The sequence below is a fragment of the Dechloromonas denitrificans genome, from assembly GCF_020510685.1.
Classification (GTDB): Bacteria; Pseudomonadota; Gammaproteobacteria; order Burkholderiales; family Rhodocyclaceae; genus Azonexus; species Azonexus denitrificans_A.
This window is the reverse complement of sequence record NZ_CP075185.1, coordinates 3,744,248-3,768,232: the sequence shown is the minus strand read 5'-3', so window position 1 is coordinate 3,768,232 and position 23,985 is coordinate 3,744,248. Positions and strand designations below refer to the sequence as shown.

21 protein-coding genes, 2 tRNA genes, 3 rRNA genes and 1 other RNA gene are annotated in these 23,985 nt (G+C 56.0%); 25 read left to right on the top strand and 2 right to left on the bottom strand.

Annotation, left to right across the window (positions count from 1 at the left end; genetic code table 11):
• The first annotated feature begins 105 nt into the window (after window positions 1–105).
• Genes KI611_RS18015 through coq7 form a run of 3 tightly spaced genes read left to right on the top strand, consistent with a single transcriptional unit; the run spans window position 106 to window position 1,803 of the window.
• Window positions 106–651: an RNA pyrophosphohydrolase gene (locus KI611_RS18015; RefSeq protein ID WP_226417026.1), complete on the top strand. Its 546-nt coding sequence runs from the start codon at window positions 106–108 to the stop codon at window positions 649–651.
• Between the two features lie 4 nt (window positions 652–655).
• The gene (locus tag KI611_RS18010) at window positions 656–1,174 is read left to right on the top strand and encodes a CNP1-like family protein (RefSeq protein ID WP_226417025.1); all 519 of its coding nucleotides are present in this window, start codon (window positions 656–658) and stop codon (window positions 1,172–1,174) included.
• A gap of 5 nt (window positions 1,175–1,179) precedes the next feature.
• Entirely contained in the window at window positions 1,180–1,803 is a 624-nt protein-coding gene (gene coq7, locus KI611_RS18005) for a 2-polyprenyl-3-methyl-6-methoxy-1,4-benzoquinone monooxygenase (protein WP_226417024.1), read from the top strand.
• A 12-nt stretch (window positions 1,804–1,815) separates the two neighbouring features.
• Here the strand turns inward: coq7 and KI611_RS18000 are convergent, their stop codons facing one another.
• Window positions 1,816–2,244 (bottom strand): OsmC family protein, encoded by a 429-nt coding sequence (locus tag KI611_RS18000; protein ID WP_226417023.1) that lies wholly within the window; start codon window positions 2,242–2,244, stop codon window positions 1,816–1,818.
• A gap of 503 nt (window positions 2,245–2,747) precedes the next feature.
• Here KI611_RS18000 and rplM point away from each other — a divergent pair.
• The 5 genes from rplM to erpA all read left to right on the top strand — a co-directional run bounded on the left by rplM (window position 2,748) and on the right by erpA (window position 5,351).
• Window positions 2,748–3,176 (top strand): 50S ribosomal protein L13, encoded by a 429-nt coding sequence (gene rplM / locus KI611_RS17995; protein WP_226417022.1) that lies wholly within the window; start codon window positions 2,748–2,750, stop codon window positions 3,174–3,176.
• A 9-nt stretch (window positions 3,177–3,185) separates the two neighbouring features.
• Window positions 3,186–3,578 (top strand): 30S ribosomal protein S9, encoded by a 393-nt coding sequence (gene rpsI, locus KI611_RS17990; protein ID WP_226417021.1) that lies wholly within the window; start codon window positions 3,186–3,188, stop codon window positions 3,576–3,578.
• Between the two features lie 214 nt (window positions 3,579–3,792).
• Complete coding sequence (locus tag KI611_RS17985; protein WP_226417020.1) at window positions 3,793–4,527, top strand: DUF6776 family protein; 735 nt, start codon at window positions 3,793–3,795, stop codon at window positions 4,525–4,527.
• An 8-nt stretch (window positions 4,528–4,535) separates the two neighbouring features.
• Window positions 4,536–4,937, top strand: coding sequence for a bactofilin family protein (locus KI611_RS17980; RefSeq protein ID WP_226417019.1), 402 nt, complete (start codon window positions 4,536–4,538; stop codon window positions 4,935–4,937).
• Window positions 4,938–5,000: 63 nt separating this feature from the next.
• Window positions 5,001–5,351, top strand: a complete 351-nt coding sequence (erpA, locus tag KI611_RS17975) for an iron-sulfur cluster insertion protein ErpA (RefSeq protein ID WP_226417018.1) — start codon at window positions 5,001–5,003, stop codon at window positions 5,349–5,351.
• Window positions 5,352–5,421: 70 nt separating this feature from the next.
• Here the strand turns inward: erpA and KI611_RS17970 are convergent, their stop codons facing one another.
• Window positions 5,422–6,630 carry a M23 family metallopeptidase gene (locus KI611_RS17970; protein WP_226417017.1) on the bottom strand — a complete coding sequence of 403 codons (1,209 nt, stop codon included), beginning with the start codon at window positions 6,628–6,630 and terminating at the stop codon, window positions 5,422–5,424.
• Between the two features lie 185 nt (window positions 6,631–6,815).
• Here KI611_RS17970 and tyrS point away from each other — a divergent pair, with 185 nt between their 5' ends.
• The 17 genes from tyrS (at window position 6,816) to ybiB (ending at window position 23,969) form a co-directional block, all read left to right on the top strand.
• Window positions 6,816–8,015, top strand: a complete 1,200-nt coding sequence (tyrS, locus tag KI611_RS17965) for a tyrosine--tRNA ligase (protein ID WP_226417016.1) — start codon at window positions 6,816–6,818, stop codon at window positions 8,013–8,015.
• A gap of 388 nt (window positions 8,016–8,403) precedes the next feature.
• Window positions 8,404–9,941: ribosomal RNA gene (locus KI611_RS17960) — 16S ribosomal RNA — on the top strand.
• 64 nt (window positions 9,942–10,005) lie between these two features.
• A tRNA-Ile gene (locus KI611_RS17955) sits at window positions 10,006–10,082 on the top strand.
• Window positions 10,083–10,094: 12 nt separating this feature from the next.
• A tRNA-Ala gene (locus KI611_RS17950) sits at window positions 10,095–10,170 on the top strand.
• A 208-nt stretch (window positions 10,171–10,378) separates the two neighbouring features.
• Window positions 10,379–13,259 (top strand): 23S ribosomal RNA (locus tag KI611_RS17945).
• 105 nt (window positions 13,260–13,364) lie between these two features.
• A 5S ribosomal RNA gene (rrf, locus tag KI611_RS17940) occupies window positions 13,365–13,477 on the top strand.
• The 16S, 23S and 5S rRNA genes sit together here with 2 tRNA genes alongside, the layout of an rRNA operon.
• Before the next feature lie 117 nt (window positions 13,478–13,594).
• An RNA gene (ffs, locus tag KI611_RS17935) (signal recognition particle sRNA small type) lies at window positions 13,595–13,693 on the top strand.
• Between the two features lie 27 nt (window positions 13,694–13,720).
• Window positions 13,721–15,334 carry a DNA polymerase III subunit gamma/tau gene (dnaX, locus tag KI611_RS17930; protein WP_226417015.1) on the top strand — a complete coding sequence of 538 codons (1,614 nt, stop codon included), beginning with the start codon at window positions 13,721–13,723 and terminating at the stop codon, window positions 15,332–15,334.
• 13 nt (window positions 15,335–15,347) lie between these two features.
• Window positions 15,348–15,671: a YbaB/EbfC family nucleoid-associated protein gene (locus tag KI611_RS17925; protein ID WP_226417014.1), complete on the top strand. Its 324-nt coding sequence runs from the start codon at window positions 15,348–15,350 to the stop codon at window positions 15,669–15,671.
• On the top strand, window positions 15,672–16,271 hold the full coding sequence (gene recR / locus KI611_RS17920; protein WP_226417013.1) for a recombination mediator RecR: 600 nt from the start codon (window positions 15,672–15,674) through the stop codon (window positions 16,269–16,271).
• Between the two features lie 83 nt (window positions 16,272–16,354).
• On the top strand, window positions 16,355–16,951 hold the full coding sequence (gene petA, locus KI611_RS17915; protein ID WP_226417012.1) for a ubiquinol-cytochrome c reductase iron-sulfur subunit: 597 nt from the start codon (window positions 16,355–16,357) through the stop codon (window positions 16,949–16,951).
• A 3-nt stretch (window positions 16,952–16,954) separates the two neighbouring features.
• Window positions 16,955–18,274: a cytochrome b gene (locus KI611_RS17910; RefSeq protein WP_226417011.1), complete on the top strand. Its 1,320-nt coding sequence runs from the start codon at window positions 16,955–16,957 to the stop codon at window positions 18,272–18,274.
• Window positions 18,275–18,285: 11 nt separating this feature from the next.
• Window positions 18,286–18,996 (top strand): cytochrome c1, encoded by a 711-nt coding sequence (locus KI611_RS17905; protein ID WP_226417010.1) that lies wholly within the window; start codon window positions 18,286–18,288, stop codon window positions 18,994–18,996.
• Between the two features lie 83 nt (window positions 18,997–19,079).
• On the top strand, window positions 19,080–19,676 hold the full coding sequence (locus KI611_RS17900; RefSeq protein ID WP_226417009.1) for a glutathione S-transferase N-terminal domain-containing protein: 597 nt from the start codon (window positions 19,080–19,082) through the stop codon (window positions 19,674–19,676).
• Between the two features lie 2 nt (window positions 19,677–19,678).
• Window positions 19,679–20,110, top strand: a complete 432-nt coding sequence (locus tag KI611_RS17895; RefSeq protein ID WP_226417008.1) for a ClpXP protease specificity-enhancing factor — start codon at window positions 19,679–19,681, stop codon at window positions 20,108–20,110.
• A gap of 127 nt (window positions 20,111–20,237) precedes the next feature.
• Window positions 20,238–22,961 (top strand): nitrate reductase, encoded by a 2,724-nt coding sequence (locus tag KI611_RS17890; RefSeq protein WP_226417007.1) that lies wholly within the window; start codon window positions 20,238–20,240, stop codon window positions 22,959–22,961.
• Window positions 22,962–22,979: 18 nt separating this feature from the next.
• A complete protein-coding gene (gene ybiB / locus KI611_RS17885) occupies window positions 22,980–23,969 on the top strand; it encodes a DNA-binding protein YbiB (protein WP_226417006.1) in 990 nt (329 codons plus the stop codon).
• Window positions 23,970–23,985 lie beyond the last annotated feature (16 nt).

The following is a 23,985-nucleotide window of genomic DNA, read 5'->3' as shown; positions in this document are numbered from 1 at the left end:
CTCTTGAATTCGTTGCGAAAAGGGCATTTTACACGCAGGCTGTGCTTTGCACGCAGGGGGGCTTTGTGAAAGAATTGCGGTAACTTTTAATTTTGCAGGATATTTATGCTCGACCGCGAAGGCTATCGCCCGAACGTCGGCATTATTCTTTGTAACGCCAAGAACGAGGTTTTCTGGGGTAAGCGCATACGGGAGCATTCCTGGCAGTTTCCGCAAGGTGGCATCAAGCGTGGCGAATCGCCCGAAGAAGCCATGTATCGGGAACTGCACGAAGAGGTCGGGCTGTTGCCCGAGCACGTGCGTATTCTCGGGCGAACCAAGGGCTGGTTGCGTTACGAAGTGCCGACACACTGGATCAAGCGGGAATGGCGTGGCTCCTACAAGGGGCAAAAGCAGATCTGGTTTCTGTTGCGCCTTGTCGGGAGAGATAACGACGTCAGCCTGCGGGCTACAAACAAGCCGGAGTTCGACGCCTGGCGCTGGAATGATTACTGGGTTCCGCTCGATGCGGTCATTGAATTCAAGCGTGGTGTGTACGAGCAAGCCTTGAATGAATTGGTACGCTTTATCGATCTTGATCGGCGAGCAAAAAATCGGCGTTCCGGTGTCGCGATTTCGGTCGATGATGCCGTTTTGCCGGATGAGGACTAATCGGATGCCGTTGCTACGCTGGTTTGCTGTTTTGCTCGTTGTGCTCCTCCTTCAAGGAAGGGTGCAAGCGGATTCCGAGGAAGATTACGAAACCAAGCAGTGGCAGGAAATTGACGTGCCATTGCCGGTTGCTCCCGCTGAAGAGAAATTGCAGTCCTTCTACGTCAGTATGGCCACTGACAACAAGTTCTTCATTGACCTGGCGACGTTAAACGTCGGTAGCGACGGTGTCGTGCGCTATGTGCTGGTGATCGTGACGCCGAGCGGGGCTCGGAATGTCACTTTTGAAGGTATGCGTTGTGAGACCCGAGAAAACCGGATTTATGCTTCAGGCCGTCGTGACGGGACGTGGTCCAAATCGCGCAACAGCGAATGGTCGCGAATCAAGGATGTCCACGCCAATCGACATCATGCAGTCTTGTTCCTTGAATATTTCTGCCCGGTTGGCGTGATCGTCCGCGACGCGACAGAAGCCAAAGAGGCTTTGCGGAGTGGCAAGCATCCTGATAACAAAATGTGGTGAGTGCAATGACCGTTGATCAGACGATTATCGAGATTGATCGAGCATTGCGCACAATTCTGGCGCCGGCTCGCAGTGTTCGCGCGGTGCCTGGTAGTAATCAGCCCGATGTCGAACTTGATTTCGCACAAAAGCGTCATGTCGTTGGTTTGATGCGCATCAATCACTGCGGAGAGATTTGTGCCCAGGCGCTTTACCAAGGGCAGGCGCTTACTTCGCGCGATGTAGCGGTGAAGGAGGCTTTGCGTGGCGCGGCTGATGAGGAAACCGAGCATTTGGCTTGGACCGAGCAGCGTATCGAGGAATTGGGAGGGCACAAAAGCCTGCTTAATCCGCTGTGGTATGCCGGCTCCTTGACGATGGGGCTGGTGGCGGGGGCGCTCGGTGATAAGTGGAATTTGGGATTTCTGGCCGAAACCGAACGTCAGGTCGAGGCACATCTCGATGGGCATCTGCTCAATCTGCCCGAAGAGGATGTGCGTTCGCGGGCAATTGTCGAACAAATGCGCCTTGACGAAATTCGTCATGCCGAAACAGCCATTTGTTATGGGGCGGCGGAGCTTCCGCAGCCTATCAAGGCAGTCATGAAAATGGTGGCCAAGGTTATGACCTTGACCGCCTATCACCTATAGCCTCTACGCAGCTCAGGCTTCGTCAATAATCTCGAAATCGTGAGTGATTTCGGCTGTTTTGCCAATCATGATCGAGGCTGAACAGTATTTGTCTTTCGACAGCTCAATGGCGCGTGCTACCGCTTCCGGTTTGAGCTGCTTGCCCTTCACTGTGTAGTGAAAGTGAATATGGGTAAAGATTTTTGGGTCGGTGTCAGCTCGCTCGGCCTTCAGGCTTACGTTGCAGCCACTCACCGCATGACGGCCTTTTTTTAATATCAATACGACATCGAAGGCTGTGCAACCGCCGGTTCCCGCCAGAACCATTTCCATGGGGCGTAATCCGAGGTTTCTGCCGCCAGCCTCGGGGGCGCCGTCCATTACGACCGCGTGGCCGCTGCCGGTTTCGGCGACAAATGACATTCCCGCATCATTTCCCATCCATCTGATAGTGCATTCCATTCAATTCTCCTTGAAAGATCAGCGATTTTAGCGGATATCCCGCCATGTGGATCCTTTGCAGGGTTGGTGCTGCATTGCAGCATTTTTGCCAAAAAAAATGAGTCTATGCATGTGACAAAATTTGGTTTATCAATACGTTATTCTCAACGTGTATATATTTAATATCGTTAATAAACATTTGTTTATTGTAAATAAATTAAATTTATTGATTGATTTGTTGTTCGATTGTGCGTTGCACAAATAGTTCTTGCCGGAAGTTGGCTGTTCGTGGAAAATATGGACTGTACGAACGGTAGTGACTTGGTAGTGACTGGTTCTGCTGTTCAGGTTTGTCTCCTCCACCCTCCTCCTTTGGTGTGGATTTAACGCGGCTCACTGGGCCGCGTTTTTTTTTACTTGTTAATAAGGTGTGTGGCTAAAAACCATTGACACTGGTAACGAGTTTCAACTAGAATCCGCGCCTTTCTCCAATCTGCGCCCAAATTTTTCAGGACGGCACACACATGAAAACGTTTTCCGCCAAGCCACATGAGGTGAAGCGCGAGTGGTTTGTGGTAGACGCCACAGACAAGGTGCTCGGCCGCCTCGCTACCGAAATTGCTCGTCGCCTCCGTGGCAAGCACAAGGCTATCTATACCCCGCACGTTGATACCGGCGATTTTATCGTCGTAACCAATGTCGAAAAGATCACCGTTACCGGTAACAAGGCCGAAGATAAGAAGTACTTCCGCCACTCCGGTTATCCGGGCGGTATCTACGAAACCAACTTCAAGAAGATGCAGCAGCGTTTCCCGGGCCGCGCCCTGGAAACCGCCGTCAAGGGCATGCTGCCGAAGGGGCCGCTGGGTTACGCGATGCTCAAGAAGCTGAAGTGTTACGCTGGCGAACAGCATCCTCACACCGCCCAGCAGCCGAAGGCTCTGGAAATTTAAGGGGTCATCATGGCTGAAAGTTATTTCTACGGTACTGGTCGTCGCAAGAGCGCCATCGCCCGTGTTTTCATGAAGCGCGGTTCCGGTGCGATTGTTGTCAATGGCAAGCCCATTGACCAGTTCTTCTCCCGTGAAACCGGTCGTATGATCGTCCGTCAACCGCTTGAGTTGGTAGCTCAGCTCTCTGGTTTCGATATCAAGGTAAATGTTATCGGCGGTGGTGAATCCGGTCAGGCTGGCGCCGTTCGTCACGGCATCACCCGCGCTTTGATTGAGTACGATGCAGCATTGAAGCCGGCGCTCTCCAAAGCGGGTTTCGTGACGCGCGATGCTCGTGAAGTGGAACGTAAAAAAGTTGGTTTCCACAAGGCACGTCGCCGCAAGCAGTTCTCCAAGCGTTAATGCGCTTCGAGCGTATAGAAAGCCGCCCTTGGGCGGCTTTTTTGTTTTTGGAGTGCGCGCTATCATGCGCTTTCGTTTGAAAGAGGTGGCGTGATTAAAAAGCGTGTTGTTGGAAGGCTCTGTCTTTTGTCCAGCCTCCCAAGGGAGTGCCTTCTGTCCTCCCGGTAATGACTCCATTTATCCAGATGTTTCGCTTGAGGGGCCTGACGGGCGTATGCCAACTCCTGCTGTTTCTTTGAAATTGAAAAAATTTCGACGCCGTTTCGGGATTTCGGCGCCACGCGTCGTCGTGCGTAGCCACATGCCATGGCAGTGGCTTACGTTGCCCGTGTTGTTAATGGTTTTGTTGCTTGGAACAGTGGCCTGGTTGGTATTGCAGCGCAATGAGGCCGGAGAGATGGGGCGCGAGGTGCAAAGTCTTCGTGAGCAACTTTTGAGGCAACGAGCGGAATTGGATTTGCTGCGAGCGACGGCGGGAACTGGGCTAAATGCTGTCAGTATCGAACGGGCGGCCCAGCAAAAATTGCTGACTCGGCTTCAGGGGTTGGAGCAGGAAAATGGTGCGCTGAAAGAAGATATTCGATTGTTTGAACGTTTGATCCCTGTTGTTGGAGAAGAGGCTGTTGTTCGCGTCGAAAACTTTCGCGTTATCCAAGAGGAGGATGGGCGTTATCGCTATCGATTGTTGCTGGCTTTTCAGCCGAGCAGGCAGAGCCCGGAGTTCCGGGGGCGCCTGCAATTAGCGGTGCGGTTTTCGCAGGGGGGGAAAGAGCAGCAACTGTTGCTTCCGGAAAAGGGTGATTCGGCCGGTGACTCTCTGCTTGCACTCAAACACTTTCTTCGCCGCGAGAGTGTTTTTCAGTTGCCTGTAGGGGCTCTTCTTCAGGGGGTTGAGGCGCGTGTGCTGCAGGGTGATACACTCAAGTTAAAGCGGTCGGCTCAACTTTAGGGGGATCCATGTTTGGCAAAAAATCTGAAAACAAACCTCAAGGACGAATTGATAGTTTGATCGGGGCTGGGACTCGAGTTGAGGGCAGTATTTATTTTACCGGCGGGTTGCGCATTGATGGCGAAGTGGTTGGGAGTGTGGAGGCTGTCGAGGGGGCCTCGGCATCTACATTGGTCTTGAGTGAGCACGCCCGTGTCGAGGGTGCTGTACGTGTGGCTCATCTGGTTACGAATGGGACTGTGGTCGGACCTGCTACCGTGACTGAGTCGCTTGAGATGCAGTCGAAGGCGCGTATTGTTGGCGACGTCGACTATGCGCTAATTGAAATGCACCAAGGGGCAGTTATTGAGGGGCGGCTTGTCCATCATGATGAAAAATCGGTGGAACTAAAGCTCGCTGCTTCAAACTAAGATGATTGACCGCGATGGCACGGACTCGCATAATCTCGCACGAATTTTCTCAGGAGCTTTCTCATGAATGCAGTTACCGAAATGACCTCTCCTCTTCTCTTTACCGATAGTGCAGCGACCAAGGTCAAGGAACTCATCGAGGAAGAGGGTAATCCAGGCCTCAAGCTCCGAGTTTTTGTTACGGGCGGCGGCTGCTCTGGTTTTCAATATGGCTTCACGTTCGACGAGGAGGTGAATGAAGACGACACCACTCTCGAAAAAAATGGCGTGACGCTGCTTATCGATCCGATGAGCTATCAGTATCTGGTTGGCGCCGAGATTGACTATTCCGAAGGTCTCGAGGGTTCTCAGTTCGTCATTCGTAATCCGAATGCAACTTCCACCTGCGGTTGCGGATCCTCCTTCGCAGCCTGAGTTATTTTAGTGCATTAAAAAGGGCGGCCTAGGCCGCCCTTTTTGCATGGTTATTTCGGTTTGAAGCAGGTTATTCGACGTATGCAATTTTGCTCTGCCCCAGCAGATCGAGTTGTCCAAGCAAGGGGGCGGTTTCTGCTTTGAAGCGTCCAAGTTGGCTTGACTCAAGGGGGGTGCTAACGGGTAGGCTGGCGGATAGAGGGTTGACCGGTCGGTCATTGACACGAAATTCGTAATGTAGATGCGGCCCGGTTGCCCAGCCGGTTTGTCCGACGCGCCCTATGGTTTCGCCTTGGTTGATCCGCACACCTTTGCGTACATTGTGCTCAATGCTTTGTAAGTGGCCGTAGGCGGTGGAGTGGCTTCTCGCGTGTTTCAGGATGACGATATTTCCGTAACCTTTCTGAAAACCGGCGAAATCAACGATGGCGTCCGCTGTTGCTCTAACCTTGGTACCTTGCGGTGCGCCGTAATCAACCCCTTGGTGGGCGCGCCACTCTTTGAGGATGGGGTGGAACCGCATGCTGAAACTGGAGGTTATTCGGGAGAACTCGAGTGGTGAGCGAAGAAAAGCTTTTTTTAGCGGCTTGCCTTCTGGAGTGTAATAGTTACCCTTGCCTGATTGTTCGAACCAAACCGCCCGGTAAGTTTTTCCATTGTTGACGAATTCGGCACTCAGGATTTTGCCGCTGCGGGTTGCTTGGCCTCTCAAGTAGTCCATTTCATAGGCGATCGAAAAACGATCGCCTATGCGCAGGTCTCGGTGGAAGTCAATGTCGCTCCCAAAGAGTTCTGCCAATTGAATGGCTATCGCATCAGGGATATTTGCTGCATCGGAAGCGGCGAAAAGTGAGCTGGAAATTTCACCGGCCTTACTGACGATGATCTTTTCGAAACGCTCGGCAACCTGCTTGGCGGTTAGCTTGCCGTCGCGATTTTCAATTACCAAGGCGCTTTCTCGGTCATTCAAGGGAAAGTGGAGTTTGATCAGCTCGCCGTTGGCGCTTGCGATAGCGCTAACGATTTTGCCTGGAGCAAGTTGTTCTCCAATGATTCGCGCTTCCGGGTTGGTGAGTACGAAGGTGCTTGTTTCGGTATCCAGGATGTTCAGGCGGGCCAATAGGCTGCTTACGGTGTCGCCCCGCTGTACTCGTTCTTCGATCAGATAACCTGAGTCGCTACTGGCTTGTTCCTTACTGGCTACCAGTTGCAATTGTTCGACGACGCGGGTTGTTGAGATCTGTTCGGTATCGGGGGCAACTGCTATGGCTGCTGCCATTGCCAGGGCCGATATGGCGCCAGTCAGGGCCAGAGGCCATCTGTGTCGGTGCAGGTGTGAAGCTAGGGGGCGCGGGTGCGCTAAAATACGGCTATTTTTCATCGAATAAATGATTTGGTGCGTGAAAATCGAAGCAGTCTAGCAGATATGTCTCGGCCAAAATTTGCGGTGTCCGGAGTTGGGTGATGGTAAATATTGAACATGGTTTGCAACTCATCAAGCGGGGTTGTGATGAGTTGTTGGTGGAGTCGGAGCTGATTGAGCGCCTGAAGGCAGGGCGGCCGTTGCGGGTCAAGGCGGGGTTCGATCCAACGGCCCCTGACCTGCATCTCGGGCACACGGTGCTAATCAACAAACTGCGTCACTTTCAGGAATTGGGGCACCACGTAATGTTCCTGATTGGTGATTTCACCGGGTTGATTGGTGATCCAACCGGCAAGAATGTGACGCGCCCCCCGTTGTCGCGCGAACAGATTGTTGAAAATGCCAAGACCTACAAGGAGCAGGTGTTCAAGATTCTTGATCCGGAAAAGACCGAAATCTGCTTCAACTCAGCCTGGTTCGACAGCCTTGGGGCTGCGGGCATGATCAAGTTGGCTGCGCAGCATACCGTTGCGCGGATGCTGGAGCGTGATGATTTTGCCAAGCGTTACGCTGGTGGCTTGCCCATTGCCATCCACGAATTTCTCTATCCGCTATGTCAAGGCTATGACTCGGTCGCCATGCGCGCGGATGTGGAGCTTGGTGGCACCGATCAGAAGTTCAATCTTCTCGTCGGTCGCGAGTTGCAGAAGCATTACGGTCAATCGCCTCAGTGTGTTCTAACCATGCCTTTGCTTGAGGGCTTGGATGGCGTAAACAAAATGTCGAAATCCTTGGGTAACTATATTGGGATCAATGAGGCGCCGCGTGAAATATTCGGCAAGATCATGTCTGTGTCCGATAACTTGATGTGGCGCTACTTCGAGCTGCTTTCCTTTCGAGGGAGTGCTGAAATCCTCCGCTTCAAGGAGGAGATTGCAGGAGGGAGAAATCCGAGAGATGTAAAAGTGCTCCTGGGGCTGGAGCTCGTTGAGCGTTTCCATTCTCGTCAAGCGGCAGAGGATTCATTGCAGGAGTTTGAGGCGCGATTCCGTCAGGGGGTGCTCCCCGATGATATGCCGGAACTCACTTTGCAGTGTGAGTCCGGAGGGTTTCCGTTGATTCAGGTGCTCAAGCAGGCGGGGTTGACCGCCAGCACCTCCGAGGCTTTACGCATGATTGACCAGGGGGCGGTCCGTGCGAATGGTGACAAAGTTTCCGATAAGGGGAAGGTCGTTAGTGTTGGTGAGACTCTGGTTTTGCAGGTTGGAAAGCGAAAGTTCGCCAAAGTAACTCTTGCCTAATTGGCGTCCCGGGAGTCGTTGTGCAAAGTAATTTGGTTGATTGAGTTGACCTTCGGTTTGAGATCTATATAATGCGCAGCTCTTCTGCAGCGGCGGGTGTTTTCGGCGGTTGGAGAAGAGGAAGCAGAAAGAAGAAGTTGAGCTGAAAAGCTTGACGGGAGTAGAGAAGAGGTTCATAATTCGGCCTCTCTGCTGCAGACGAAGCGAAAGCGACGGCGCAGTGCAGGAAGTGATCTTTAACAATTTGGACAATCGATAGGTGTGGGTGCCTTGATGCGAAAGCGGCGCAAGTCGCAAAAAGTATTAAAGGCAATCACACGGATGGAGAGATCCATCGAGGTAGAAGTCAAATTCTACCGTCAGTGAATTGTGAGTAATTAGTTGGATTGAACTGAAGAGTTTGATCCTGGCTCAGATTGAACGCTGGCGGCATGCCTTACACATGCAAGTCGAACGGCAGCACGGGAGCAATCCTGGTGGCGAGTGGCGAACGGGTGAGTAATGTATCGGAACGTACCTTTCAGTGGGGGATAACGTAGCGAAAGTTACGCTAATACCGCATATTCTCTGAGGAGGAAAGCAGGGGACCTTCGGGCCTTGCGCTGTTAGAGCGGCCGATATCAGATTAGCTAGTTGGTGGGGTAAAAGCTCACCAAGGCGACGATCTGTAGCGGGTCTGAGAGGATGATCCGCCACACTGGAACTGAGACACGGTCCAGACTCCTACGGGAGGCAGCAGTGGGGAATTTTGGACAATGGGCGCAAGCCTGATCCAGCCATGCCGCGTGAGTGAAGAAGGCCTTCGGGTTGTAAAGCTCTTTCGGCCGGGAAGAAATCGCATTGGTTAATACCTGGTGTGGATGACGGTACCGGAATAAGAAGCACCGGCTAACTACGTGCCAGCAGCCGCGGTAATACGTAGGGTGCGAGCGTTAATCGGAATTACTGGGCGTAAAGCGTGCGCAGGCGGTTTTGTAAGACAGGCGTGAAATCCCCGGGCTCAACCTGGGAACTGCGCTTGTGACTGCAAGGCTAGAGTACGGCAGAGGGGGGTGGAATTCCACGTGTAGCAGTGAAATGCGTAGAGATGTGGAGGAACACCAATGGCGAAGGCAGCCCCCTGGGTCGATACTGACGCTCATGCACGAAAGCGTGGGTAGCAAACAGGATTAGATACCCTGGTAGTCCACGCCCTAAACGATGTCAACTAGGTGTTGGGAGGGTAAAACCTTTTAGTACCGGAGCTAACGCGTGAAGTTGACCGCCTGGGGAGTACGGCCGCAAGGTTAAAACTCAAAGGAATTGACGGGGACCCGCACAAGCGGTGGATGATGTGGATTAATTCGATGCAACGCGAAAAACCTTACCTACCCTTGACATGTCAGGAAGTCTTGAGAGATTGAGATGTGCCCGAAAGGGAACCTGAACACAGGTGCTGCATGGCTGTCGTCAGCTCGTGTCGTGAGATGTTGGGTTAAGTCCCGCAACGAGCGCAACCCTTGTCGTTAATTGCCATCATTTAGTTGGGCACTTTAGCGAGACTGCCGGTGACAAACCGGAGGAAGGTGGGGATGACGTCAAGTCCTCATGGCCCTTATGGGTAGGGCTTCACACGTCATACAATGGTCGGTACAAAGGGTCGCCAACCCGCGAGGGGGAGCCAATCCCAGAAAGCCGATCGTAGTCCGGATTGCAGGCTGCAACTCGCCTGCATGAAGTCGGAATCGCTAGTAATCGTGGATCAGCATGTCACGGTGAATACGTTCCCGGGTCTTGTACACACCGCCCGTCACACCATGGGAGCGGGTTCCGCCAGAAGTAGGTAGCCTAACCGCAAGGAGGGCGCTTACCACGGCGGGGTTCGTGACTGGGGTGAAGTCGTAACAAGGTAGCCGTAGGGGAACCTGCGGCTGGATCACCTCCTTTCTAGAGAAAAGCATCAGTGGCACCCACAACCTATCGATTGTTCAAACGTAGCGCAAACAGACGAGGGTCTGTAGCTCAGTCGGTTAGAGCACCGTCTTGATAAGGCGGGGGTCGTTGGTTCGATTCCAACCAGACCCACCAACGTCTTAAAACGGGGGATTAGCTCAGCTGGGAGAGCACCTGCTTTGCAAGCAGGGGGTCAACGGTTCGATCCCGTTATCCTCCACCAGAAACTAAAGATAAACAGGGTTGTTTATCTTTAGCTTTTGAGGAATCAAATGCTGCGCTCTTTAACAAAACGGAAGAAGGTTGTGTCACTTGGGCTGATGAGGCCTGGGTGATGCGTTGTGATTGCATCGATCTTTGTATGGAGTATGAAGATCGCACAAATATGAGTTTGCCTGTAGCCGCTCTCTGACGAGAGCACAAGGTTATAGGATCAAGCGACTAAGTGCATGTGGTGGATGCCTAGGCGATCACAGGCGATGAAGGACGTGCAAGCCTGCGAAAAGCGGGGGGGAGCTGGCAATGAAGCTTTGATCCCCCGATATCCGAATGGGGAAACCCACTCAGCAATGAGTATCTTTATCTGAATACATAGGATATTGAGGCGAACCCGGTGAACTGAAACATCTAAGTAGCCGGAGGAAAATAAATCAACCGAGATTCCCCAAGTAGTGGCGAGCGAACGGGGAGCAGCCTGCTAGTGATAGCGGAATCGTTAATGGAGCGGAATGGAAAGTCCGGCCGTAGTGGGTGATAGCCCCGTACATGAAAACGAATCCGTGGTACTAAGTTAGCGAAAAGTAGGGCGGGGCACGTGAAACCTTGTCTGAACATGGGGGGACCATCCTCCAAGGCTAAATACTCGTGATCGACCGATAGTGAACTAGTACCGTGAGGGAAAGGCGAAAAGAACCCCGGGAGGGGAGTGAAATAGATCCTGAAACCGCATGCATACAAACAGTGGGAGCGGACTTGTTCCGTGACTGCGTACCTTTTGTATAATGGGTCAGCGACTTACGTTGTGTTGCGAGCTTAACCGAATAGGGGAGGCGTAGCGAAAGCGAGTCTGATAAGGGCGTTTAGTAGCACGGCGTAGACCCGAAACCGGATGATCTATCCATGGCCAGGATGAAGGTGCCGTAACAGGTACTGGAGGTCCGAACCCACTAATGTTGAAAAATTAGGGGATGAGCTGTGGATAGGGGTGAAAGGCTAAACAAATCCGGAAATAGCTGGTTCTCCCCGAAAACTATTTAGGTAGTGCCTCAGGTATCACTTGCGGGGGTAAAGCACTGTTATGGCTAGGGGGTCATCGCGACTTACCAAACCATGGCAAACTCTGAATACCGCAAAGTGCAAGCCTGGGAGACAGACAGTGGGTGCTAACGTCCATTGTCAAGAGGGAAACAACCCAGACCGCCAGCTAAGGTCCCCAAGACACAGTTAAGTGGGAAACGAAGTGGGAAGGCATAGACAGCTAGGAAGTTGGCTTAGAAGCAGCCATCCTTTAAAGAAAGCGTAATAGCTCACTAGTCGAGTCGTCCTGCGCGGAAGATGTAACGGGGCTCAAACTGTGCACCGAAGCTGCGGATATCGAAAGATATGGTAGGGGAGCGTTCTGTAGGTCTGTGAAGGTGTCTTGTAAAGGATGCTGGAGATATCAGAAGTGCGAATGCTGACATGAGTAGCGATAAAGGGAGTGAAAAGCTCCCTCGCCGAAAGCCCAAGGTTTCCTACGCAACGTTCATCGGCGTAGGGTGAGTCGGCCCCTAAGGCGAGGCAGAAATGCGTAGTCGATGGGAAACAGGTCAATATTCCTGTACCGATTCTAGATGCGATGTGGGGACGGAGAAGGTTAGGTCAGCCATCTGTTGGAATAGGTGGTTTAAGCGTGTAGGCGTGCCCCTTAGGCAAATCCGGGGGGCTAAGCTGAGGCGTGACGACGAGGCACTACGGTGCTGAAGTGATTGATACCAAGCTTCCAGGAAAAGCCACTAAGCTTCAGTCTAGAATTGACCGTACCGCAAACCGACACAGGTGGGCAGGATGAAAATTCTAAGGCGCTTGAGAGAACTCAGGAGAAGGAACTCGGCAAATTAACACCGTAACTTCGGGAGAAGGTGTGCCCCGGTAGGTTGTAGAGCCTCGCGCTCGAAGGCCGATGGGGTTGCAGTGAAATGGTGGCTGCGACTGTTTAATAAAAACACAGCACTCTGCAAACACGAAAGTGGACGTATAGGGTGTGACGCCTGCCCGGTGCCGGAAGGTTAATTGATGGGGTGCAAGCTCTTGATCGAAGCCCCGGTAAACGGCGGCCGTAACTATAACGGTCCTAAGGTAGCGAAATTCCTTGTCGGGTAAGTTCCGACCTGCACGAATGGCGTAACGATGGCCACACTGTCTCCTCCTGAGACTCAGCGAAGTTGAAATGTTTGTGAAGATGCAATCTCCCCGCGGCAAGACGGAAAGACCCCATGAACCTTTACTGTAGCTTTGCATTGGACTTTGAATCGGTCTGTGTAGGATAGGTGGGAGGCTGTGAAACCGGGACGCTAGTTTCGGTGGAGCCAACCTTGAAATACCACCCTGATTTATTTGAGGTTCTAACCTTGATCCGTGAATCCGGATCGGGGACCGTGCATGGTGGGCAGTTTGACTGGGGCGGTCTCCTCCCAAAAGGTAACGGAGGAGTACGAAGGTACGCTTAGGGCGGTCGGACATCGCCCATAAAGTGCAATGGCAAAAGCGTGCTTGACTGCGAGACCCACAAGTCGAGCAGGTGCGAAAGCAGGTCATAGTGATCCGGTGGTTCTGTATGGAAGGGCCATCGCTCAACGGATAAAAGGTACTCTGGGGATAACAGGCTGATACCGCCCAAGAGTTCATATCGACGGCGGTGTTTGGCACCTCGATGTCGGCTCATCTCATCCTGGGGCTGTAGCCGGTCCCAAGGGTATGGCTGTTCGCCATTTAAAGAGGTACGTGAGCTGGGTTTAAAACGTCGTGAGACAGTTTGGTCCCTATCTGCCGTGGGCGCTGGAAATTTGAAGGGGGCTGCTCCTAGTACGAGAGGACCGGAGTGGACGAACCTCTGGTGTACCGGTTATGACGCCAGTCGTATCGCCGGGTAGCTATGTTCGGAAGAGATAAACGCTGAAAGCATCTAAGCGTGAAACTCGCCTTAAGATAAGATTTCCCGGAGTCTTGAACTCCCTAAAGGGTCGTCGAAGACCACGACGTTGATAGGTCAGGTGTGGAAGCGCAGTAATGCGTTAAGCTAACTGATACTAATTGCCCGTGCGGCTTGATCCTATAACCTTGTAAGACACTGCAGCAACTCATAGCAGTCACAACAACAACCTTCCTCCCCGTTTTGCGTTTGCCGCGCTTCAATACGCGACAAACACACAAGTTACGCTTGGCGGCAATAGCCCTCTGGACCCACCCCTTCCCTTCCCGAACAGGACCGTGAAACAGATGAGCGCCGATGATAGTGAGCTTCCGCTCGCGAAAGTAGGTCACCGCCAGGCTCCCATTCAAAACCCCGTTAGCACAAGCTAACGGGGTTTTTGTCGTCTACAATAAGGCAAAACTAATGGGTCAAATCGCGCAGCGAGGCCTAGGGCGACTATGATAGAATTCGCTTCGGCGGGTCTCCCCGCATTGCAGGATGGTGAATCTGGTCAGGTCCGGAAGGAAGCAGCCACAGCTATTTACTGCAAGTGCCGGGGGTTAGGCTCGCCACTTTCATTTTCTGCTTTGATGTGGGGCGCATGAGTTATCAGGTTCTTGCCCGCAAGTGGCGACCGCGCAATTTTTCTACGCTTGTCGGCCAGGAGCACGTTGTCCGTGCGCTGACTCACGCCCTTTCAGAGCAGCGTCTTCATCACGCATATCTTTTCACCGGTACGCGCGGTGTTGGCAAGACGACCATAGCCAGGATTCTGGCCAAGTCGCTCAATTGCGAAGGTGGCATCACGGCGACTCCGTGCGGCGTCTGTTCGGCCTGCCAGGAGATTGATAGCGGCCGATTCGTTGACCTGTTGGAAGTCGACGCCGCGACCAATACCAAGGTCGATGAAATGCGGCAACTGCTTGAGAACGCTGTTTATGCGCCGACTCGCGGTCGTTTCAAAGTCTATGTGATCGACGAAGTCCACATGCTCTCCAATTCGGCATTCAATGCCATGCTGAAGACGCTAGAAGAGCCGCCGGAGCACGTCAAATTCATTCTGGCGACGACCGATCCGCAGAAGATCCCGGTAACCGTACTCTCCCGTTGCCTCCAGTTCAACTTGAAGCAGATGCCGGCGGGGGCCATATCCGGCCACCTCGCCCATATTCTTCAGGCAGAAGGCATTCCTTTCGACACGCCGGCCTTGGGGCTTATTGCGCGTTCGGCATCAGGCAGCATGCGCGACGGTCTCTCTCTTCTTGACCAGGCGATTGCCCATGGGGCGGGGCGGGTAGAGGAGGCTCAAGTCAGGAGCATGCTGGGAACGGTCGATCAGGACTATCTGTTCGCCTTGCTTGAAGCGGTGAGGGATGGGGATGCATCGGCGCTGTTACGGGTGGCCAGTGATCTGGCTATGCGGAGCCTCTCTTTTTCAGCGGCGCTGCAGGAGCTTGGTGCGCTTCTGACACGGGTGCAGATTGCCCAATGTATTCCGGCGGCAATTGATGAGGATGAGCCTGAGCGTCCGCGGTTATTAGCCCTGGCGGCTGCATTCACGCCGGAGTTCGTGCAATTGGCATACCAGATTTCGGTCGTCGGTCGAAACGAGCTTTCCGTAGCACCCGATGAATACGCCGGATTCGTCATGACTCTTTTGAGGCTGCACACATTCCGCCCAAGTTCGGTGGCCGATGTGGTTGCCGCCGCGACGAATCGTGTCAAAGCGGTTCCATTGGAAAGGCCGCTGGCACCGCAGCCTTCTGCCAAAAACAATCCGCCTCCGGCGACGCCAACCTCGACCACGAGTGCAGCCCCGGCACCGGCTGAGAGCAGTGAACAGGATTGGCATCAGATCGTTTCCACGCTTCCCTTGTCCGGTTTGGCGCGGACCCTGGCTCAGCACTGCGAGTTACGGCGGTTGGGCGAAGGGGATTGCCTCTTGCGGTTGGCGCCAGCCCATTCACACTTGCAGATGAAACCGGCCCCAGACAAATTGCAGCAGGCCCTGAGTGACTATTTCGGACGGCCTCTGCTATTGCGCTTCGAGCTGGCTAGTAACGAAATTGACACCCCGGCCGTTGCTGCCGGGCGCGAAAGGCAGGAGCGCCAGGGGCGCGCGATTGCTTCGATCGAGCAAGATGCCTTTGTGCGGGACGTGATTGAATCATTTGATGCTTCTCTTGTTGAATCATCAATTAAACCAATAGCTTAGCGGAGATGTTACCATGATGAAGGGTGGTCTGGGTGGCCTGATGAAACAGGCGCAGATGATGCAGGAAAACATGAAAAAGGCGCAGGAACAACTGGCCAGTGTTGAAGTCGAGGGTCAGGCTGGAGCTGGTATGGTCAAGGTTCTCATGACCTGCGCGCATGATGTTCGGCGAGTCGCGATAGATCCGTCCGTGATGGATGACCGCGAAATGCTGGAAGATTTGATCGCCGCTGCGGTCAACGATGCCATGCGGCGCAGTGAGACGGTGAGCCAGGAGAAGATGTCCGGGTTCTCGGCTGGCCTCAACTTGCCGCCGGGCTTCAAGTTGCCGTTCTAAGTGACCCCGTCCGGTCTCGAGGCGTTGATTGAAGCCTTGCGCTGTTTGCCCGGGATCGGGCCGAAATCGGCGCAACGCATGGCCTACCACTTGTTGCAGAGCGATCGCCAGGGGGCCCAACGGCTGGGCGATGCGCTTTTGCATGCCTTGCAGGCCATCCGCCATTGCCGGCGATGCAATACCTTGACCGAAAGCGACCTTTGCGAACGATGCGCTTCGCCGCGCCGTGATGCTAGCTTGCTGTGCGTCGTCGAGACGCCGGTCGATATGAACATGATGGAGCAGACCCAAGCCTACAAGGGGCTCTACTATGTTCTGATGGGGCGGATTTCTCCGTTGGATGGTGTCGGGCCCCGGGAGCTCGCTCTCGAGCAACTGATGGCGCGTGCGCTGGATGGCGTGGTTACTGAGGTGATTCTGGCGACCAATTACACCAACGAAGGCGAGGCGACGGCTCATTATGTTGCGACGATGCTCCGGGCCAAAGGAGTTAGCGTCACGAGAATCGCGCGCGGCGTGCCGGTCGGTGGCGAGCTTGAATATGTCGATAGCGGGACGCTGGCGCAAGCGCTGCGGGAGCGAAAGGCGTGTGTCGGGTGACAACGCCTTTTGTCGAAGGTTCGGTTGGCGTATAATTTAGCGTTTATTTTTAATCCCATCCAATTCCTTTAGGGGTCAGCGTAATGAGCAATCAAGGAAAAGTGGACTGCGGCCGGCGACGTTTGGTCGTTGCTACTGCAGCCGTGGGCGGAGCGGGTGCTGTAGCGGCGCTCGTCCCGTTCGTCTCCAGCTTGCTGCCGTCAGAACGCGCCAAGGCAGCTGGCGCTCCGGTTGAAGTCGATATCAGCAAGCTCGAGCCCGGTCAGATGTTGACCGTTGAGTGGCGCGGCAAGCCGGTGTGGATCATCAACCGCACCAAGGAGATGCTGGACACTCTGCCCAAGCTCGCTGATCAGGTTGCCGATCCGAAGTCGGAAAAAGCGCAGCAGCCTACGTACGCCCAGAACGAAACCCGTTCGATCAAGCCGGAAATCATGCTGGTCATCGGTATTTGTACCCATCTTGGCTGTTCTCCTTCGTCCAAGTTCAAGGCTGGAACCGAAGACGGTATGCCTGACGGATGGCTTGGCGGCTTCCTGTGCCCCTGTCACGGTTCAACCTTTGACTTTGCTGGCCGTGTTTTCAAGGCGAAGCCTGCCCCGACCAACCTCGAAGTGCCGCCGCACGTGTATCTGACCGATACCCGTATCCTGATCGGCGAAGACAAGAAGGGAGCATAAGAAATGGCTGCTGGCAATTTCGAAAAGTACAAATCCGACGGGTCTCTGGGTGGCAACTTGCTGGAATGGGTTGATGCCCGTTTCCCGGCGACTGCCATGTTCAAGGGCCACCTTTCCGAGTACTACGCTCCGAAGAACTTCAATTTCTGGTATTTCTTCGGTTCCCTTGCCCTGCTGGTTCTGGTCATCCAGATCGTCACCGGCATTTTCCTGGTCATGCACTACAAGCCGGACGCTGCCCTGAACGCCAATGGCGTGCCGGTGGCCTTCGCTTCCGTCGAGTACATCATGCGTGATGTGCCGGGGGGCTGGCTGATCCGCTACATGCACTCGACCGGTGCTTCCGCCTTTTTCATCGTGGTTTACATGCACATGTTCCGTGGCTTGCTCTACGGTTCATATCGCAAGCCGCGTGAGCTGACCTGGCTGTTCGGTGTCGGCATCTTCCTGGTGCTGATGGGTGAGGCCTTCTTCGGCTATCTGCTGCCATGGGGCCAGATGTCGTTCTGGGGGGCTCAGGTGATTGTTAACCTGTTTGGTGCCATTCCAGTGATCGGTAATGACCTGTCGATCATTATTCGCGGCGACTTCGTCGTTGGCGATGCGACGCTGAACCGTTTCTTCTCCTTCCACGTCATCGCCTTCCCGCTCGTGCTGCTCGGTCTGGTTGCCGCACACGTGCTGGCGCTGCACGAAACGGGTTCGAATAATCCGGATGGCGTCGAAATCAAGGCGCTCAAGGACGAGCACGGCATTCCGCTCGACGGCATTCCGTTCCATCCGTACTACACGGTTAAGGACATTGTCGGCGTCGTGGTCTTCCTGATGGTCTTCTCGGCGGTGATGTTCTTCGCACCGGAAGGCGGCGGCTATTTCCTGGAATACAACAACTTCTTCCCGGCTGATCCGCTGAAGACCCCGCCGCACATCGCGCCGGTCTGGTACTTCACGCCGTATTACTCGGTGCTGCGTGCCATGGTCTGGAATTTCTTCGGTCTCGAAGCCAAGTTCTGGGGCGTGGTTGGCATGGGCGCTTCCGTCGTGGTCTTTGCCTTCCTGCCCTGGCTGGATCGCAGTCCGGTCAAGTCGATCCGTTATCGCGGTCCGATTTACAAGACCATGCTGACCCTGTTCGTGATCGCCTTCGTGATCCTTGGTTTCCTTGGTACCCAACCGCCTTCATACGAATTTTTCGGCATGATTCCGGGTGCTCCGGTGGCGCAGGTTCTGAGCTTCTTCTATTTCGCCTTCTTCCTGACCATGCCTTGGTGGTCGCGTATGGACAAGTTCAAGCCGGTTCCTGACCGCGTGACGATGAAGTGAGGATGCAAAAAATGAAAAAATTCCTGATCGCATTGCTCTTCGTTCCGTTGGCTGCTTTTGCCAGCAGCACGGCACATCTTGATACGTGGCCGGGATCGGTTGGTGACAAGGCCGCTCTGCAAAACGGCGCCAAGGTCTTCGTCAACTACTGCCTGAATTGTCACGGTGCGTCCTACTTCCGCTACAACAAGCTGATGGAACTCGGCCTGAGCGAACAACAGGTTAAGGAAAACCTGTTGTTCACCGCCGAAAAAATCGGCGAGCAGATGCGTGTTGCCGCTCGTAGCGAAGAGCAGAAGCAGTGGTTTGGTGCGGCGCCGCCGGATCTGACCATCATCGCCCGGGCCCGCGCTTCCGAAGTGGGTTCCGGTGCTGACTGGCTCTACACCTACCTGCGTTCCTTCTATCGCGACGAGACCCGTCCGACTGGTTGGAACAATGTCCTGTTCGACAAGGTTGCCATGCCGCATGTCCTCAACGCCATGCAGGGCCAGCAAGTGCTGAATCACGAAACGCACAAGCTGGAACTGGCGGTTCCGGGTGAACTGGCGCCGGCCGCCTACGACAAGACCGTTTCCGACCTGGTCGGCTTCCTGGTCTGGATGGGTGAACCCCAACAGGAATTCCGCCAAAAGCTTGGTTTCTTCGTTCTTGCCTTCCTGGCATTGCTCTTCGTGGTGGCTTACGCACTGAAGAAGGAATACTGGAAAGACATTCACTGATCCATTTTGGATCAGCTAACGGCATCGCGGGTTTGGCTCAGGCCAGCCCCCGGTGCCGAATCTCATTTTGAGGGTTACCACAAATGATGAACCTCTACTCAGGCACTACCTGCCCGTTTAGCCATCGCTGCCGCATCGTCCTGTTTGAAAAAGGCATGGACTTTCAGGTCATCGATGTCGATATGTTCAACAAGCCGGAAGAGATGGCCGCGATCAATCCGCACAACCGTGTGCCGGTTTTGGTCGAGCGCGATCTGGTGCTGTTCGAGCCGAACATCATCAACGAATACATCGACGAGCGCTTCCCGCATCCGCAACTGATGCCGGCCGATCCGATCATGCGCGCCCGGGCCCGCCAGTTGCTGGTCGGCATGGAACGCGAAATCTTCTCGTTCATGGAAGTGATCGAGAAGAACGGCAAGACGGCCGACAAGGCGCGTCAGGAAATTCGCGTTCGTCTGACCGAGATCATCCCGATCTTCAACAAGCAGAAATTCATGCTCGGTGACGAATTCTCGATGCTCGACGTGGCCATTGCGCCGCTGTTGTGGCGCCTCGACCACTACGGTATCGATCTCGGCAAGGCGGCCGCGCCGTTGATGAAGTACGCCGAGCGAATCTTTAGTCGGCAAGGTTTCATCGATGCGCTGACCCCGTCCGAAAAGGCAATGCGCAAGTAAGGATGGAACTTCCGTCTACCAAGCCGTACCTGCTGCGGGCCATCTGGGAGTGGTGCTGCGATAACGGATTCACGCCGTACATCGCCGTCCAGGTCGATGGCCGCACCCGGGTGCCGCGCGAATTCATCAGCGACGGCCAGATCGTGCTCAACATCGGGCCGGATGCCAGCAACAAGTTGCATATCGGTAACGATTTCATCGAGTTCCAGGCCCGCTTCGGCGGCGTCGCCCGGCAGATCTCGGTCCCCGTACAGCAGGTTTCAGCGATTTACTCGCGGGAAAACGGTGCCGGCATGGCTTTCGAAATCGATGCCGAACCCGCCGCAGGCGAGGCAGGAGAAGCCGAGCCGGTGAGCGATGGGACCGATGGTGACGCGCCGCCCGAGCCGCCACGGCCCGAACCGGGGCGTCCCAAGTTGCAGCGCATCAAATAGGGACAGCGACCGCATTCAATGCACCAAAAAGGGGAAATTCCACAATGGGATTTCCCCTTTTTCTTTCCAAGTCCATGATTTTCCGGGGTGGCATGCCTGTTGCTGATGGCATGCCAGAAGGAAAATCATGCAAACTGAAGTCAAATCTACTTGTTGCTACTGCGGCGTCGGCTGCGGCGTTCTCATCAAAACCGAAAACGGGAAGATAGAGGGCGTGCGCGGTGACCCGGAGCATCCCGCCAACCGCGGGCGCCTGTGCACCAAAGGCGCCACCCTGCATCTGACGGCGGATCCGGGTGGTCGCCTGCTCTATCCCGAGTCGCGCGCCGTGCGCGGCCAGGTTGGCGAGCGGGTGGCCTGGGATGGAGCGCTCGACGCGGCGGCTGAGCGCTTTGCCGAAACGATCCGCCGCTATGGTCCGGATTCGGTCGCTTTCTATATCTCCGGCCAATTGATGACCGAAGACTATTACGTCTTCAACAAGCTGGCCAAGGGGCTGATCGGCACCAACAACGTCGACACCAACTCGCGGCTCTGCATGTCGTCCGCCGTCGCCGGTTACAAGCAGACGCTCGGCGTCGATGCGCCGCCGTGCAGCTACGCCGATATCGCGCAGGCAGGGGTGATCTTCATCGCCGGCGCCAATCCGGCCATCGCCCATCCCATCGTCTTTCGCTACATCGAGGATGCCAGGGCGGCGAATCCCGATCTGAAGATAATCGTCGCCGACCCGCGGCGCAGCGAAAGTGCCGAGATCGCCGACCTGCATCTGCCGCTCAAACCGGGCAGCGATATCGCTCTGTTCAACGGCATGCTGCACGTCCTGATCGAAGAGGGGCTGGTCGACCACGCCTATATCGCCGCGCATACCAACGGCTTCGCCGAACTGGCCGAGCGCGTCAGGAACTATTCGCCGACCGTCGTCGCCGATCTCTGCGGCATTCCGGCGGCGGCCATCATTCAGGCGGCCCGCTGGTTCGCCGGACACGGCCCGGTGCTGTCGCTCTATTGCCAAGGGCTCAATCAGTCGGCGCATGGCACGCACAACAACGCCGGGATCATCCACCTGCATCTGGCGACCGGCCAGATCGGCAAAGCGGGCGCCGGACCATTCTCGCTGACCGGCCAACCGAATGCCATGGGCGGCCGCGAAGTCGGCGGCCTGGCCAACCTGCTGTCGGCCCACCGCGACCTCGACAATCCGGAGCACCGGGCCGAGGTGGCGCGTTTGTGGGGCGTCTCGGCGGTTCCGGAAAAACCGGGCAAGTCGGCGGTCGACCTCTTTGCCAGCCTGAAAACCGGCGAGATCAAGGCGGTGTGGATCGCCTGTACCAACCCGGCGCACTCGCTGCCGAATCAGGCCGCCGTGCGCGATGCTCTGCGCACTGCGGAGTACGTCGTGCTGCAGGAGGCTTACGGCAATACCGATACGGCGGAGTTCGCCGATCTGTTGCTGCCGGCCAGTAGCTGGGGTGAAAAACACGGTACGGTGACCAATTCCGAGCGCTGCATCACGCGCGTCCGGTCGGCCGTCGAGGCGCCGGGCGAGGCCCGCCACGACTGGGAAATCGTCGTCGATTTCGCCCGCCGTCTGGGGCGCCAGCTGGACAACAAGGATGTCGAGCGGCTCTTTCCTTATGCCGCCGTCGAAGAAATTTTCAACGAACACCGGGAAACTACCCGCGGCCGCGATCTCGATATCACCGGCCTGAGCTACCCGTTGCTCGAAACGCAAGGCCCGCAACAGTGGCCGTATCCGCAAGGTGCCGCTGGCGGCAAGCTGCGGCTGTACGAGGATGGCCGTTTTCCGACGGCGGACGGTCGGGCGAAGTTCATCGCCATCGACCACCAGACGACGGCCGACCGCCTCGATGCCGACTATCCGATCAGCCTGCTCTCCGGCCGCCTGCGCGATCAATGGCATGGCATGAGCCGGACCGGCACGGTGCCGCGCCTGTTCAACCAGGAAGACGAGCCGCTGCTTGCCATGCATCCCTGCGACATGCGCCACCGCGGCCTGGAAACCGGCGATATCGCGATGGTGAGCAATCGCCGCGGCGAGTTCCGGGTCCGGGTTGCCGAGCGGGGTGGCCTGCAAAAAGGGCGGGTTTGGTTGCCGATGCACTGGGGCAGCCAGTTCATGAATTCGCCCGGGGCCAATGCCGTGGTCAGCGATGCCGTCGATCCCTATTCGCTGCAGCCGGAGTTGAAGCACGCCGCGGTGCAGATCAGAAAACTTGATCTGCCCTATCCGTTGGCTGTCTTGCGTCGCTGCTCCAGCCAGGCCGAAGCGCTGGCGCTGATTCAGCGGGCCCGCCTGAGCCTGAGCGCCTACCCCTACGCGACGGTCGGGCTCTATGGTCGGCAGAACCCGGTCGTCGTCTTCCGGGCGGCCGCCGAGAAGGCCGTCGCCGCCGTGGCGATTGCCGAGCTGGACTGGCTGTTCGGGCTGGATGGCGAGGCGGGCGCGATTGTCTATCTCGACGCCTCGCGCCAGATCGCCAAGAAGGCGATCGCCGAGAATGGCCGCTTGCTCGGCGTCCGTCTGGCCGGCGAGACGCTGGCCCAGGCCTGGCTGAAACAGGCGATGGCGGAAGACGATCTCGATGCGACGATGATCCGCTTCGCCCTGGCGCCGACCGCCAAACCGCCGGTCAGCCTGGCGCCGCGCAATATCGTCTGCAAATGCGCCGATGTCAGCGATGTCCAGATCGCCCGGGAACTGGCCCAGGGCGCCGACCTGGCCAGCCTGCAGGAACGCCTGAAATGCGGCAGTTTCTGTGGCGGGTGCATCCCGGAGATAAAACGCATGGTGGCAGAATACGCCCCACGACAAGCTGCGGCAGCCTGAACGCGGCGGGAGGAGACTATGAACTTCGGACAATACATCAAGGAAATCGGCCGTGGCGCCGAGGGCGCCCGCGACCTGCCGCTCGACGATGCGCGTCAGCTTTACGCGGCGATGCTCGACGGCGGCGTGCCGGATCTTGAACTGGGCGCGCTCATTCTCGGTCTGCGGGTCAAGGGCGAATCGCTCGACGAGATGCTCGGTTTTCTCTCGGCGGTCGATGAGCGCACCAACCGGCTGGAGATGCCGCATGGCCGGGTCCGGCCGATCGTCCTGCCGACCTACAACGGCGGCCGCAAGGAAGCCAACCTGACGCCCTTGCTGGCTCTGCTGTTGCAGCGCTTTGGCGTGCCGGTGCTGGTCCACGGCCTGCTTGAAGGCTTTGGCCGGATCACCTCCGGTCACATCTTCCGCGAACTGGGCATCATGCCGGTGGCGTCGACCAATCAGGCGCAGATTGCGCTCGAGGAAAAAGGCCTGGCCTTCCTGCCGCTGTCGGCCTTGTGTCCGGGCATTCACAACCTGCTCGCCTTGCGCAGCCGGATCGGCGTCCGCAACAGCGCGCACAGTCTGGTCAAGCTGCTCAAGCCATTCGACGGCGATGCGGTGCTGGTCGCGCCGGCCACCCACCCGGATTTCATCGACCTGATGCGCGACATCCTGGTCAATAGCGGCCAGCGCGGATTGTTGCTGCGCGGTACCGAAGGCGAACCGTTCGCCAACCCGAAGCGCCGGCCGCGTCTGGAGTATGTCCAGCAAGGTGGGGTCGAGATCCTGTTCGAGGCCGAGCACGAAAGCCTGCGTACCCTGCCCAGCCTGCCGGAAGCCAACGATGCGGTGAGCACCGCCAAGTGGATAAAGCGTGTTCTCGACAAGCAGATCCCGCTACCCAAGCCGATCGCCAATCAGCTCGCCTGTTGTCTCTACGCCAGCGGCTATGCCGAGGATTTCAATCAGGCCAAGGCGATTGTCGCCGTCGAGGCAACCGGCCTGGCGACCGGCGGCAACTGAAGCCGATTCTGCACCG